Origin of the sequence: Thioalbus denitrificans (genome assembly GCF_003337735.1) — a bacterium.
Taxonomy (GTDB): Bacteria; Pseudomonadota; Gammaproteobacteria; order DSM-26407; family DSM-26407; genus Thioalbus; species Thioalbus denitrificans.
In genome coordinates this window covers 363,340-375,340 of sequence record NZ_QPJY01000002.1, presented here as the reverse complement: position 1 = coordinate 375,340, position 12,001 = coordinate 363,340, and the positions used below count along the sequence as shown (strand labels likewise).

Sequence of the window (12,001 nt, the reverse complement as noted above, 5' to 3'; positions counted from 1 at the left end):
CCCCCGGCCCCCCTGTCCGGACGGGCCGCCATGCGCCTGCCGTACCGCATTTGTCTATAACTTCAACAGGGACGCGGACAACCGGGGTCGCGGTCGGGTAAGTTTGCCGCGGCGGCCAGGCAATGGAATCCGCGCCAAGGCGGGGACACTGTGGCAACGGAGCGGGAGCGTACGACGGGCCAGGGCGGCGCCGATGACGGCGCCGGGCGGCTGCTGGCGGAAGTGCGCCGGCTCCTGGCCGAGCTGCACCCCGGGGGCGCGCCGGCGGAGGTCGGCCTCGACGCCGACCTGGAGCGGGAGCTGGGACTCGACAGCCTGTCGCGGGCGGAGCTGCTGCTGCGCCTGGAGGACGCGTTCGGAGTCAGCCTGCCGGAATCGATCCTGGCCACGGCGGAAACTCCGCGGGCGCTGCTGCGGGCGGTCCGCGCCGCCACGGCTCCCCGGCCGCCGGATGGGTCCCGTGAAGTCCGGTCCGCCGCCGTCGGGGAGGCCGGCATCGCCCCGGAGGCGGCGCGGACCCTGCAGGAGGTGCTCGACTGGCATGTCCTGCACCACCCCGGGCGCATCCACGTCCATCTCCTCGGCGCGGGCGACACCCCGGAACCGATCACCTACGGGGCGCTGCGGGACGGCGCACTGGCCGTGGCGGCGGGGCTCGCGGACAGGGGCCTGCAGCCGGGGGAAACGGTGGCGATCATGCTGCCCACCGGCCGCGACTACCTGCTCTGCTTCCTCGGCATCCTCTACGCCGGCGGCATTCCCGTTCCCATCTACCCCCCGACGCGACCCTCCCAGCTGGAGGACCACCTGCAGCGGCACGCGCGCATCCTGGACAACGCCCGCACCGTCGCGCTGATAACCGTCCCCGAGGCGAAGCCGCTGGCGCGGCTGCTGCAATCCCGCGTCGGGGCGTTGCGCGGCATCCTCACCCCGGCGGATCTCCACGGCGCCGCCGGCGCCTTCGGCGGGCTCCCGGCCCGGGGCCGGGACACGGCGTTCCTGCAGTACACCTCCGGCAGCACCGGCCAGCCGAAGGGGGTGGTGCTCAGCCATGCCAACCTGCTGGCCAACATCCGCATCATGGGCCGGGCGGTACGCGCCGATTCCTCCGACGTGTTCGTCAGCTGGTTGCCCCTCTACCATGACATGGGCCTCATCGGCGCCTGGCTGGGCAGCCTCTACTACGCCATTCCGCTGGTGCTCATGTCGCCCCTGGCCTTCCTGGCCCGTCCCAGTCGCTGGCTGTGGGCCATCCATCACCATCGCGGCACCCTCTCCGCGGCACCCAACTTCGCCTTCGAGCTGTGCCTGATCCGGATTCGTGGCAGCGGGCTGGAGGGGCTGGACCTGGGTTCCCTGCGCCGGGTGTTCAACGGCGCCGAGCCGGTCAGCCCGCAGACGCTGAGGCGCTTCAGCGCGCGCTTCGAGCCCTATGGATTCCGGCCCGAGGCCATGGCCCCGGTCTATGGCCTGGCCGAGGCGGCAGTGGGGCTGGCGTTCCCGCCCCTCGGCCGGGCGCCGCTCATCGACCGGATCCGGCGGGATCCCTTCCTGCGCAGTGGCCATGCCCTGCCGCTGACGGAGGGTGACGGCCACGCCCTGGAGTTCGTCGGCAGCGGCCAGCCCCTGCCCGGCTACGGGATCCGCGTCGTGGACGAAGGCGGGCGGGAGCTGCCCGAGCGGCAGCAGGGACGGCTGGAGTTCCGCGGGCCTTCCGCCACCAGCGGCTATTTCCGCAACCCGGAAGCGACCCGGCGGCTGTTCGACGGCGAGTGGCTCGACAGCGGCGATCTCGCCTACCTCGCCGAGGGCGAGATCTATGTCACCGGCCGGGTGAAGGACGTGATCATCCGCGGCGGGCGCAACATCCATCCCCAGGAGCTGGAGGCGGCGGTGGGTGAGCTGCCCGGCGTACGCCAGGGCTGCGTGGCGGTGTTCGGCAGCCCGGATCCGGCCACCGGCACCGAGCGCCTGGTGGTCATGGCCGAGACCCGGGAAACCGGACCGGCGGCGCGGGAGGCGCTGCATGCCCGGATCAACGGGGTGGCAGTGGATCTGCTGGGCATTCCTCCCGACGAGACCGTGCTGGTCCCTCCGCGCACGGTGCTGAAGACCTCCAGCGGCAAGATCCGCCGGGCGGCCAGCCGGGAGCTCTACGAGCAGGGCCGCAGCGGACGCCCGCCGCGGGCGGCCTGGCTGCAGTTCGCGCGCCTGGCGCTGGCGAGCCTCCCGCCCCGGTGGCGCCGGACCCGGCAGGCGAGCGGCCGTTTCGCCTTCGCCGCCTGGGCCCACGTGATCTTCTGGAGCCTGGCGATTCCCGTGTGGCTGACGGTGCTGCTGCTGCCGCGGATGGGCTGGCGCTGGGCGGTGATGCGCGCCGGCGCCCGGCTGCTGCTGCGCCTGACGGGCACGCCCCTGCGGGTCGACGGTGCCGGGAGCCTGGACCAGGGTGACCAACGTGTCCTGGTGGCCAACCACCAGAGCTATCTCGACGGCGTGGTGCTGGTGGCCGCGCTGCCCCGGCCGGTCCGCTTCGTGGCCAAGGCGGAGCTGCGCCGCAAGCCCATACCCCGGCTGTTCCTGCAGCGTATCGGCGTGGAGTTCGTGGAGCGCTTCGACCGCCGGCAGGGGGTGGCGGACGCGGAGCGCACGATCCGCTCCGTGCGCGCAGGCAGCGCCCTGCTCTCCTTCCCGGAAGGGACCTTCCGGAGCATGGCGGGACTGCTGCCCTTCCGCATGGGGGCGTTCCTGGCCGCCGCGCAGGCGGGTGTGGCGGTGGTGCCCATCGCCATCCGCGGCACCCGATCGATACTCCGCGGCCGCTCCCACTTCCCCCACCGGGGTACGGTCAGCGTGCGGATCGGCAAACCCCTGGATCCGGCGGGAACGGACTGGGCGGCGGCGGTGCAACTGCGCAACGCCGCCCGCGCCTGGATACTCGACCACGCGGGCGAGCCGGACCTGGGCGCGGGTGGTGCGCCGAATCGGATGTGATTGGCCGGAGGCGATAGGGAAATGGCCTGCCCGGCCGCGCCAGGGAGGCGTCGGGCAGGTCTGTCAGGTGCCGGCGGCAGGCCGGGACGAGGCTGGCGGAGAGGGAGGGATTCGAACCCCCGGACCCTTGCGGGTCAACGGTTTTCAAGACCGCCGCTTTCAACCGCTCAGCCACCTCTCCGTGAGGGGGAGGAGGATAACCCAAAGGCCCGTGCGGGCAAAGCCCGCCCGCGGGCGGACCGGGGTTGAACGGCCGCCCGCCTCGCGTATCATGCAGTGAACTTCATTCCCGGCCGGCAGTCTCACGCATAGGGAAAACACTAACCCAGGAGGACGTACCCGACATGTACACGAATCGCGAAGTGGCAGCCGTCCGATCAACGGATTCGGTGCTCGCGACCAACAAGGTGATTCGCAACACCTACATGCTGCTGTCCATGACGCTGCTGTTCAGCGCCCTGACCGCGGGCATCTCCATGGTCTTCAACCTGCCCCATCCGGGCATGATCCTGACCCTGGTGGGCTATTTCGGCCTGCTGTTCCTGACCACCAAGTTCCGCAACAGCGGCCTGGGCGTGGTGTTCGTGTTCGCCCTCACCGGCTTCATGGGCCTGACCCTCGGCCCCATCATCAGCGCCTACATGAGCCTGCCCAACGGCGGCCAGCTGGTGATGACCGCGCTCGGCGGCACCGGCGTCATCTTCATCGGCCTGTCCGCCTATGCCCTGACCACCCGCAAGGACTTCAGCTTCATGGCGGGGTTCCTGATGAGCGGCATCCTGGTGGCGTTCCTGGCGGGGATCGGCGCGGCCATCTTCAACATCCCGGCCCTGGCGCTGGGGGTCTCGGCCATGTTCGTGCTGCTGATGTCGGCGCTCATCCTGTTCGAGACCAGCAACATCATCCACGGGGGCGAGACCAACTATGTCATGGCCACCGTCTCCCTCTACGTGGCCATCTACAACCTGTTCCTGAGCCTGCTGCACCTGCTCGGCGCCTTCAGCGGCGACGACTGAGCCCGGCGGCGACCGGAAACGAAAAACCCCGGCCATGCGGCCGGGGTTTTTTGTGCCCGCGGGGAGGCGGCGGGACTCAGCCGAGCTGGTCGTTGAAGGACTTGCGCATGAGCTTGAAGGCCTCGGGCGCCTCGATTTCAGCGACCTGCTCGCGGATCCACTTGTTGCTCTCCTCGCCCACCGCTTCGGCGACCCGGTCGGCCAGGTAGCGGTTGAAGCTGTAGCCGGGGCCATCTTCGCCGTAGGTGAGACCGGCGTAGTCGGCGGAGCGCTGGTTTATGAGATCGATGAACAGGCGCCTGTAGTCGCCGGGCCCGGCGAGATCGGTGATGTTCTCGTCGACGATCTCGGCGAAGCGCAGCGCCATGCGGGTGATGAGGCGCTGGCGATCCTCCTCCTCCATCAGGCCGTAGGCGGTCCGGTCGGCGGCCTGCAGCTGGTAGGCCAGGAACTCCATCACGATGCCGAAGCGCTGCCGGTTCTCGGTGATGGGGAAGTTTTCCGATTCCAGGTGTTCCAGCCGGTTCATGGCGATTTTCCAGCCGTTGAAGGCCAGCACGCTGGCGATCTCTTCCGGCGACTTGGGCTGGTCGCTCTTGTGCCACTTGCTCTTGATGCGCACGCTCGATTCCCTCTACCCAGGAACGCCGGCGGAACCGCTCCGCCCGCCGGCTAGTATTAGTGGAGGGCGTATGCTAACGTTTTTTAAAATCAGAGTAAAATACTCAGAAATAGACGGGCTATACGGAGTATGACCATGCAGAACTTCGACCGGCTGGTGGAGACCGTACAGCGGAACTGCCATGTCTCCGATGCGCGCTATGCAGGCAACTACTCCATGTGCACCTTCCTGTTGAAGATGCGCGAGTACTACCGCTGGGAACGGGGATTCGCCCCCGGGGTCAGCCTGCCCCACGAGGAAGTCGGCGAGTGGCTGCAGGAGCGGGAGCGCCTGTGGCAGGAGATCGAGAACGAGGGCTTCAGCCCGGTGGCCATCGACGATCGCCACCTGGATCCCTTCGACAGCCACAGCATCAACCAGCTGCTCGTGCCTGAAAGCCTGGTCTACAGCGGCGTCTACGGCCGTTTCTCCAAGCCGCTGTTCTTCCTCGGCTGCCTGCAGAGCGAGGAGACGATCCGCGGGTTCCGGGTGCTCGTCACCGACAACGAGTACGCCCGCGATCTCTCCGCGCCCCCCGCGATGACCCAGGGCCGGACCATCTACGTTCGCCGTGCCGCCATCCGGCAGATGATCTGGGAGTCCTACGAATCCTGGCGCTGGCGCCGCAAGGAGGGTGCGCTGGAGCGTGCCCTGGCGGATTACGGCTTCGAGGAGGATGCCGAGGCGGCCCTGGAGCGGATGACCGACGCGGTCCTGGCGCTGGTGAAGGAGCACGAGGTGGGCGAGGCCCTCGCGGGCGAACTGCTGGGGCCCGACTGGGAGGAACTGGTGATGGCGGTGGCGGCGACCCGCGGCGAGGTCCTGGCCCGCGCCCTGCGCGACCACCTGGCCGATTCGCTGGCCACCCTGCCGCGGCTGCTCGCCGAGGGCGAGAGCAGCCTCTGGCACTACTATGCGGCGAACCTGACCGGCATGCGCCAGGCCCTGCTGCCGGCATTCATGCCGGCCTACGAAAGCTGGCTCGCGAGCGGCGGTGACGAGGCGCTGGCGGCGCTCGCCCGGCGTGCCCGGGGGCACTGGGAGCAGCGGGCGCTGGCATTGCTGGAACGCTTCCGGGCCGAGCCCCGGGAGCTGATCGTCGAGTTGCAGAAGCTGCCGGAGGCGGACCTGGCGCTGGCCTGACGCCGGAGGGATCGGCGGCCGAAAAAAAGAAACGGGGCGCCAGGAGCGCCCCGCTTTTTTCCGGCCGGGTGGCTGCGGATCAGTAGCCGCCCTTGCGCCGGGTTTCCGGCAGGCCGCCGATCTTGCTGGACTGCTTGGCCGGCCCGCGGGGGAAGAGCTGGTAGAGGCTGTTCTGGCTGGTTTCCGGCCCCCACACATCCTTGAAGTGCTTGACCATGTTGCGCTCGTTCGGCTGGTTGCCGTTGTTGTTGTAGAACTCGTCGCGCATGTAGTTGATGATTTCCCAGGCCTTGTCGTTCAGCTCGACACCCTCGGCCGCGGCGATGGCGCCGGCCACCTCCTCGGTCCACTCCTCGCCGTTGACCAGGTAGCCGTTGGCGTCCGCCTCGATGGTGTTGCCGTTCACTTCGTAGTTCATCGTTTCTCCCTCGTTGTTGCCTCAGTCCCGAAACCCGCTACAGCCGCCGGCGGTGCAGAACTTTCCCCCGGGGACAGGCGGGCTGTCCGGGGCCGTGTCGGGCTTGTGACTGTCGTCGTTGCTGCGTTGAAAGAACCGTTACAGGAGCGTTTCGTCCGCTTTCTTCACACCCTTGTGGGGAATGAACACACCACAGCCCAGCTTCCGGGCGGGGCCGATTCCGGCCTGCTGCAGGCGGATGGAATCGGCCGGTTTCAGGTCGGCGAGCATCAGGCTGCGGGTATGCAGCTCACCCGCCGGGGTGCGGATGACGTGACCGCGGCCGCACATCACCTTCTTCACCTGCACGCCCAGCGCACGCAGTTCCGCCACGGTCCGGTGCAGGAACTCGTCCTCCGCCTCACCGGCCGGCCCCACCACGTAGCGGGCGAAGAGCGTGGTGCCGGCGCTCAGGGGCCGCACCGTGGCCTCCTCGATGCGCAGCGCATGGCCGCCGACCTCGAGCGTCTGCCCGGTGAGCGCCCGGGCGGCCTCGACCCGGTGAGCGGGCAGCCGCAGGGTGAACCGGGTCCGCCGGGAGAGGTAGATGACATCGTCGGCACCGCTTTCGGGCCGGTACCAGCCGTTGCCCGATTCCGCGCCGTGGATGGTGTGGAGCGCCGCACCGGCCTCGGACCCGAACCAGGGCAGCACCCGGCTGACCTCGGTGTAGAGGGCGTGGGCGTGGTCCACCGGGAGGGCGCGGCAGTCGATGCGGAAACTCAGATCCACGATATCGCCGGGCACCGGGCCCGCGGCCCGCTCATCGTCCTCTTCCCAGTACATCTCAGCCTCCCGCCGGTGTCACTGCACCGGCAGCCGCGCGCGCAGGGCGTCGCGGTCGTACCACCAGTTGCCCCGGACCAGCTTCTCCAGGGCCTGCCCCAGGTGGGGCAGAAAATGTTCGGGGTTGTTCAGCCCCAGCCGATCGACCCAGAACCCGAATTCCGCCTGGCTGTCCACCATGCTGTGGGCCTTGGCCACTTCCGCCATCTGCGCGGCGGTGAAATCGCGCAGCCCCTCTCCCGCCTTGCCCTGGCCGCGGGTGCACGCCAGGTAGTAGGCGGTTGCGGCCGCCACGGCGGCGGTATCACCGCCGGGCGGGGACTCCTCCACCAGGTGGCGGAGCATGATGGCGCTGATCTCGGGGTCGATGGGATAGGTGACCGCCAGCCAGATGCCCTGGCCCAGGGCTTCCAGGGACGCCTCCTGATCGGACTCGAACAGTACGTCACTGGCCTCGACGGCGCCTTCCCAGTTTTCCAGGCCGACGAACATGTCGAAGGCTTCGCGGGCGACGTCCCAGGCCTCCGCACCCCGCTCCAGGCGATTGAGCACCCGGCCCTTCTCCACCAGCCGGTGGGCGCGCAGGCTCGGGTCCCCCGCCTCCGGGAGCTCGAGCAGCTCGGCGTCCACCTCGGCCAGCTGGCGCTCCAGCGCCCCGCGGGTCTCCGTATCCACTTCGAGCGGGCCCGTCAGGCCGGGAAAATGCTTCTCTATTTCGTGATTCATCATCAACTCCGGGGCGTAACCAACTGATGCGGCATGCTTTAAAGCCTCTCGGTAACGGAGCGCCGTGATGCTCCGCCGGACCACCGGATCGGGACGGTCAACGCCCGGACCGGGATCCTCCCGTCAGGTGAACGCCGCCTCCAGGCGGTCCTCCCAGTTCTCGGGCGTGTCCTTGAAGGTGGGGCGCACGTCCATGCGGAAGAACCGTTCACCTTCGCGGGCCCGCTTCCTGACCAGCTCTTCGAGCTGGGCGAAGCTTTCCAGTTCATGGTGCTGAATCAGCAGTTCGCTTAGATAGAGCATGAAGCCACCTCGTCGCTTGCGACCCGTTCCGCATCAGCCCGGGGCACAATATTGTGCGCTGGAATGGACGTGTTGGGATCGGTTTTGGTCATTTGAATCTTTTATATATGTATATGAATTGCCGGTGTACGGCGCTGGATGAATCCGCCCCGGGTCAGGTACCGGCGATGCGCTCGTAGAAGCGCGCGCGGTAGAGGGTTCGCCGCTGCTCCGGCCCGTCGTTGAAGCCGGTGCGCATGTGCAGGACGTTGTTGCACAGGATGCCCTGCCCCGCCTCGAGACGGAAACGGATGGCGTGGGGGGCATCGGTTGCCAGCAGGGTCTCCAGGAACGCCAGCGCCTCGCGCAGCAGGGGATCATCGGCCCAGGCGATGTTGCGTCGGCGCGCGGTGTAGCGCATGTGCAGGGCGCCGCTGACCCCATCGACCGAGAATACCGGCCCGGTCTGCGCCGGGCGCAGCACACCGGACGCGTCGCTGTTGGCCGGGATGGTCATGCAGGCCGGCCGCATGAGTGCCCGGATGTAGTCCGGATTCTCGTCCCGCAGCCGGAGGTAGATGATCTCCGGGTCGATACAGGCGTTCTCCCCGCCCTCCGCGGCCGGCTCCTGGCAGTGCAGCATCATGCTGCGGATACGTTGCTCCGGGGGGTTGTAATAGCCGTCGGTGTGCCAGTTGATGGGGCGATCGGTATAGGGAATGTAGTCGCGCCGGCGGGCATCCCGCGCCACCTGGAGGGTGGCGATGCCGTCGGCGTCGGCGCAGAGGTGGCCGTCCCGGCGTACCAGGCCGAAGGCGCCGGCGACCGTGCGGAGCGTGTCCCGGCCGGCCGTGCCCGGCGGGGCCCGGTAGATGCAGAGATTGGCGCGGCGGCACGCTTCCAGCATCCGGGCATGCTCGGCGGGTTCGATCCGGTCCGGGCGCGCCAGATCGGTCACGAGCGCCGCCGGCGACGGCGGCCAGGCGGCGAGTTTCGCCGTGCGCCAGCGGGCGAATGCGGCCGCATTATCGGGATCGAAGGGACTGTCGGGCATGGGTTGTCTTGACATACAAGGTTGATCTTTCCCTGCCGCAGGCGTATCAAATGGCCCCGACCGGTTTTACCAGGGGATAGTATACCCGAGTAAATAAGTAAGTAATGAACAACTTAATTGCTTGCTCGGCCCCTGTAAAGACTTGCTGCAATGCACCAGAAAAAAACTGCCCGCATATATCCCATTCGGGATAGATGGGTGGGGGGTGGCACCCCCTCTGGACGGTGTTCGTTTATTAGGAGCTACTACTAAACTCCATCGGACCGGTCCTCAGATGGCTGTCGTGATTTCGATGCGAATGCAGCTGATGATGAGGGAATCCGAACCAGCTTCTGCATGCACCGGCACTCAGTTAACTCGAGCTGACAGTGAGTAAGTAAAGCCAGAGGCCCTGCGGCCAGGAATACCTGGTTGGCCTAAAGAGTCAACGATCGTTGATCTAGGGAGAACATTACCATGGCAGAAAAACACCCGACTCCTAATCTTGATCAGCTGGAGAGCGGTCCGTGGCCGAGCTTTGTGACCGGCCTGAAGAAGATGCGCGACGAGCACCCCGACGAGCGCGTGCGCCAGATGAACAATGACCTTCTGGGTCAGCTGGAAACCTCCTACCAGACCAAGAAGGGTTACTGGAAGGGCGGCACCGTCGGCGTCGTGGGCTACGGCGGCGGCATCATTCCCCGCTTCACCGAGCTCAAGAACGAAGCCGGCAAGCCGCTGTTCCCGAACGCCGCCGAGTATCACACCCTGCGCATCATGCCGCCGGCCGGCATGCACTACACCACCGACGTGCTGCGCAAGATGGCCGACGTCTGGGAGAAGTACGGTTCCGGCCTCATCGCCTTCCACGGCCAGTCCGGCGACATCATGTTCCAGGGTGCCACCACCGACAACGTCCAGCCCGCCTTCGACGAGCTCAACGAGATGGGCTTCGACCTCGGCGGCGCCGGTCCCGCCGTGCGTACCGGCATGTCCTGCGTGGGTGCCGCCCGCTGCGAGCACTCCTGCGCCAACGAGCAGCGCATTCACCGCATGCTGGTGAACCGCTTCCTGGACGACATGCACCGTCCGGCCCTGCCCTACAAGTTCAAGTTCAAGGTCTCGGGCTGCCCCAACGACTGCATGAACGCCATCCAGCGCGCCGACATGGCCACCATCGGCACCTGGCGCGACGACATGAAGGTCGACCAGGACGAGGTCAAGGCCTTCGTCGCCGCGAAGGGCCGCAAGTACGTCATCGACAACGTCATCACCCGCTGCCCCACCCAGGCCCTGTCGCTCAACGACGACGACACCCTGGCGGTGGACAACCGCAACTGCGTGCGCTGCATGCACTGCATCAACGTGATGACCAAGGCCCTCTCCCCGGGCGACGACAAGGGCGTGTCCATCCTGATGGGCGGCAAGCGCACCCTGAAGATCGGTGACCTGATGGGCACCGTGGTCATTCCCTTCATGAAGCTCGAGACCGACGAGGACTACGCGCGTCTGGAGGAGATCGCCGAGAACACCATCGATTTCTTCGCCGAGAACGCCCTGGAGCACGAGCGTACCGGCGAGATGATCGAGCGTATCGGCCTGGTGAACTTCCTCGAGGGCATCGGCCTGGAGGTGGATCCCAACATGGTCGCCAACCCCCGCACCAGCTCCTACGTCCGTACGGACAGCTGGGACGAGGAGGCCGAGAAGTGGTTCCAGCGTAAGGCCGAGGCGGCCGCGGGCTGACCCGGGTCTTAATCGACGAAGCCAGGGGGCGCCCCGAGTGGGCGCCCCTTCCAAAACTAGATAAGCGCTATTTTGGAGGTAAGCATGTCAGCACCGCGTATGCCCATTGAGAGCGGCGTGCCTGATCCCTTCCCGTACATGCACCCGCTGATGCGGAAGAATTTCGGCAACTGGTCCTGGCACGACCGTCCCCGTCCCGGGGTTCTGCACCACGTCGCCAAGAGCGGCGACGCCATCTGGACCGTCCGCGCCGGCACCCAGCGCCAGATGGATCTCTACACCGTCCGCAAGCTGTGCGATATCGCCGACGAATTCGCCGAAGGCTTCGTCCGCTTCACCATCCGCTCCAACATCGAGTTCATGGTGAGCGACGAGTCCAAGGTCCAGCCCCTGATCGACAAGCTGAACCAGGAAGGCTTCCCGGTCGGCGGCACCGGCAACTCGGTGTCCATGATCTCCCACACCCAGGGCTGGCTGCACTGCGACATCCCCGGCACCGACGCCTCCGGGGCGGTGAAGGCGCTGATGGACGAGCTGCACGATGAGTTCGTCAACGAGCAGATGCCCAACCGGGTGCGCATGACCACCTCCTGCTGCCAGATCAACTGCGGCGGCCAGGGTGACATCGCCATCAACATCCAGCACACCAAGCCGCCGAAGATCAACCACGACCTGGTGGCCAACGTCTGCGAACGCCCCTCCGTGGTGGCCCGTTGCCCGGTGGCGGCCATCCGCCCCGCCATGGTGAACGGCAAGCCGTCGCTGGAAGTGGACGAGAAGAAGTGCATCTGCTGCGGCGCCTGCTATCCGCCCTGCCCGCCCATGCAGATCAACGACCCCGAGCATTCCAAGCTCGCCATCTGGGTCGGCGGCAAGAACTCCAATGCCCGCAGCAAGCCCACCTTCCACAAGCTGGTGGCCGCCGGCATCCCGAACAATCCGCCCCGCTGGCCCGAGGTTGCGGACGTGGTCAAGAAGATCCTGCGCGCCTACAAGGAAGATGCCCGCGAGTGGGAGCGCATGAACGAGTGGATCGACCGTATCGGCTGGCCGCGGTTCTTCGAACTGACCGGTCTGCCCTTCACCAAGTTCCACATCGACAACTGGAAGGGTTCGCGCAGCTCGCTTAACGCGTCGGCGCATATCCGCTTCTGATC

The 12,001-nt window shown here is 67.2% G+C and carries 11 protein-coding genes and 1 tRNA gene; 5 read left to right on the top strand and 7 right to left on the bottom strand.

The window, feature by feature from the left end; genetic code table 11:
• Positions 1–150 precede the first annotated feature (150 nt).
• Positions 151–2,994: an AMP-binding protein gene (locus DFQ59_RS06175; RefSeq protein ID WP_211314803.1), complete on the top strand. Its 2,844-nt coding sequence runs from the start codon at positions 151–153 to the stop codon at positions 2,992–2,994.
• A gap of 93 nt (positions 2,995–3,087) precedes the next feature.
• Here DFQ59_RS06175 and DFQ59_RS06170 read toward each other — a convergent pair.
• Positions 3,088–3,175 (bottom strand) — tRNA-Ser (locus DFQ59_RS06170).
• 163 nt (positions 3,176–3,338) lie between these two features.
• Here DFQ59_RS06170 and DFQ59_RS06165 point away from each other — a divergent pair.
• A complete protein-coding gene (locus tag DFQ59_RS06165) occupies positions 3,339–4,010 on the top strand; it encodes a Bax inhibitor-1/YccA family protein (RefSeq protein WP_114278808.1) in 672 nt (223 codons plus the stop codon).
• A 76-nt stretch (positions 4,011–4,086) separates the two neighbouring features.
• Here the strand turns inward: DFQ59_RS06165 and DFQ59_RS06160 are convergent, their stop codons facing one another.
• The gene (locus tag DFQ59_RS06160; RefSeq protein WP_114278807.1) at positions 4,087–4,632 is read right to left on the bottom strand and encodes a hypothetical protein; all 546 of its coding nucleotides are present in this window, start codon (positions 4,630–4,632) and stop codon (positions 4,087–4,089) included.
• A 135-nt stretch (positions 4,633–4,767) separates the two neighbouring features.
• Between DFQ59_RS06160 and DFQ59_RS06155 the strand changes: the two genes are divergently transcribed.
• Positions 4,768–5,814 carry an Sfum_1244 family protein gene (locus DFQ59_RS06155; protein WP_114278806.1) on the top strand — a complete coding sequence of 349 codons (1,047 nt, stop codon included), beginning with the start codon at positions 4,768–4,770 and terminating at the stop codon, positions 5,812–5,814.
• Between the two features lie 79 nt (positions 5,815–5,893).
• Here the strand turns inward: DFQ59_RS06155 and DFQ59_RS06150 are convergent, their stop codons facing one another.
• From DFQ59_RS06150 to DFQ59_RS06130, 5 genes are all read right to left on the bottom strand, one after another.
• Positions 5,894–6,232, bottom strand: a complete 339-nt coding sequence (locus tag DFQ59_RS06150; RefSeq protein ID WP_114278805.1) for a TusE/DsrC/DsvC family sulfur relay protein — start codon at positions 6,230–6,232, stop codon at positions 5,894–5,896.
• Between the two features lie 138 nt (positions 6,233–6,370).
• Positions 6,371–7,057: a type I-MYXAN CRISPR-associated protein Cas6/Cmx6 gene (cas6, locus tag DFQ59_RS06145; protein ID WP_114278804.1), complete on the bottom strand. Its 687-nt coding sequence runs from the start codon at positions 7,055–7,057 to the stop codon at positions 6,371–6,373.
• Positions 7,058–7,075: 18 nt separating this feature from the next.
• On the bottom strand, positions 7,076–7,783 hold the full coding sequence (locus tag DFQ59_RS06140) for a hypothetical protein (RefSeq protein ID WP_114278803.1): 708 nt from the start codon (positions 7,781–7,783) through the stop codon (positions 7,076–7,078).
• A 123-nt stretch (positions 7,784–7,906) separates the two neighbouring features.
• Positions 7,907–8,086, bottom strand: coding sequence for a sulfur relay protein DsrC (locus tag DFQ59_RS06135; protein WP_114278802.1), 180 nt, complete (start codon positions 8,084–8,086; stop codon positions 7,907–7,909).
• Between the two features lie 154 nt (positions 8,087–8,240).
• Positions 8,241–9,134, bottom strand: coding sequence for a TauD/TfdA family dioxygenase (locus DFQ59_RS06130; RefSeq protein WP_245937202.1), 894 nt, complete (start codon positions 9,132–9,134; stop codon positions 8,241–8,243).
• A 441-nt stretch (positions 9,135–9,575) separates the two neighbouring features.
• On the opposite strand from DFQ59_RS06130, the gene dsrA reads away from it, so the two are divergent.
• A complete protein-coding gene (dsrA, locus tag DFQ59_RS06125; RefSeq protein ID WP_114278800.1) occupies positions 9,576–10,844 on the top strand; it encodes a dissimilatory-type sulfite reductase subunit alpha in 1,269 nt (422 codons plus the stop codon).
• Positions 10,845–10,928: 84 nt separating this feature from the next.
• A complete protein-coding gene (gene dsrB / locus DFQ59_RS06120) occupies positions 10,929–11,999 on the top strand; it encodes a dissimilatory-type sulfite reductase subunit beta (RefSeq protein ID WP_114278799.1) in 1,071 nt (356 codons plus the stop codon).
• Positions 12,000–12,001: the final 2 nt, after the last annotated feature.

What these genes read in the sequence shown, in the direction of transcription:
- DFQ59_RS06165 (WP_114278808.1), top strand. Translation starts at nt 3,339, where the DNA reads ATGTACACGAATCGCGAAGTGGCAGCCGTCCGATCAACGGATTCGGTG.
- DFQ59_RS06155 (WP_114278806.1), top strand. Translation starts at nt 4,768, where the DNA reads ATGCAGAACTTCGACCGGCTGGTGGAGACCGTACAGCGGAACTGCCAT.
- DFQ59_RS06150 (WP_114278805.1), bottom strand. Translation starts at nt 6,232, where the DNA reads ATGAACTACGAAGTGAACGGCAACACCATCGAGGCGGACGCCAACGGC.
- cas6 (WP_114278804.1), bottom strand. Translation starts at nt 7,057, where the DNA reads ATGTACTGGGAAGAGGACGATGAGCGGGCCGCGGGCCCGGTGCCCGGC.
- DFQ59_RS06140 (WP_114278803.1), bottom strand. Translation starts at nt 7,783, where the DNA reads ATGAATCACGAAATAGAGAAGCATTTTCCCGGCCTGACGGGCCCGCTC.
- DFQ59_RS06135 (WP_114278802.1), bottom strand. Translation starts at nt 8,086, where the DNA reads ATGCTCTATCTAAGCGAACTGCTGATTCAGCACCATGAACTGGAAAGC.
- DFQ59_RS06130 (WP_245937202.1), bottom strand. Translation starts at nt 9,134, where the DNA reads ATGTCAAGACAACCCATGCCCGACAGTCCCTTCGATCCCGATAATGCG.
- dsrA (WP_114278800.1), top strand. Translation starts at nt 9,576, where the DNA reads ATGGCAGAAAAACACCCGACTCCTAATCTTGATCAGCTGGAGAGCGGT.
- dsrB (WP_114278799.1), top strand. Translation starts at nt 10,929, where the DNA reads ATGTCAGCACCGCGTATGCCCATTGAGAGCGGCGTGCCTGATCCCTTC.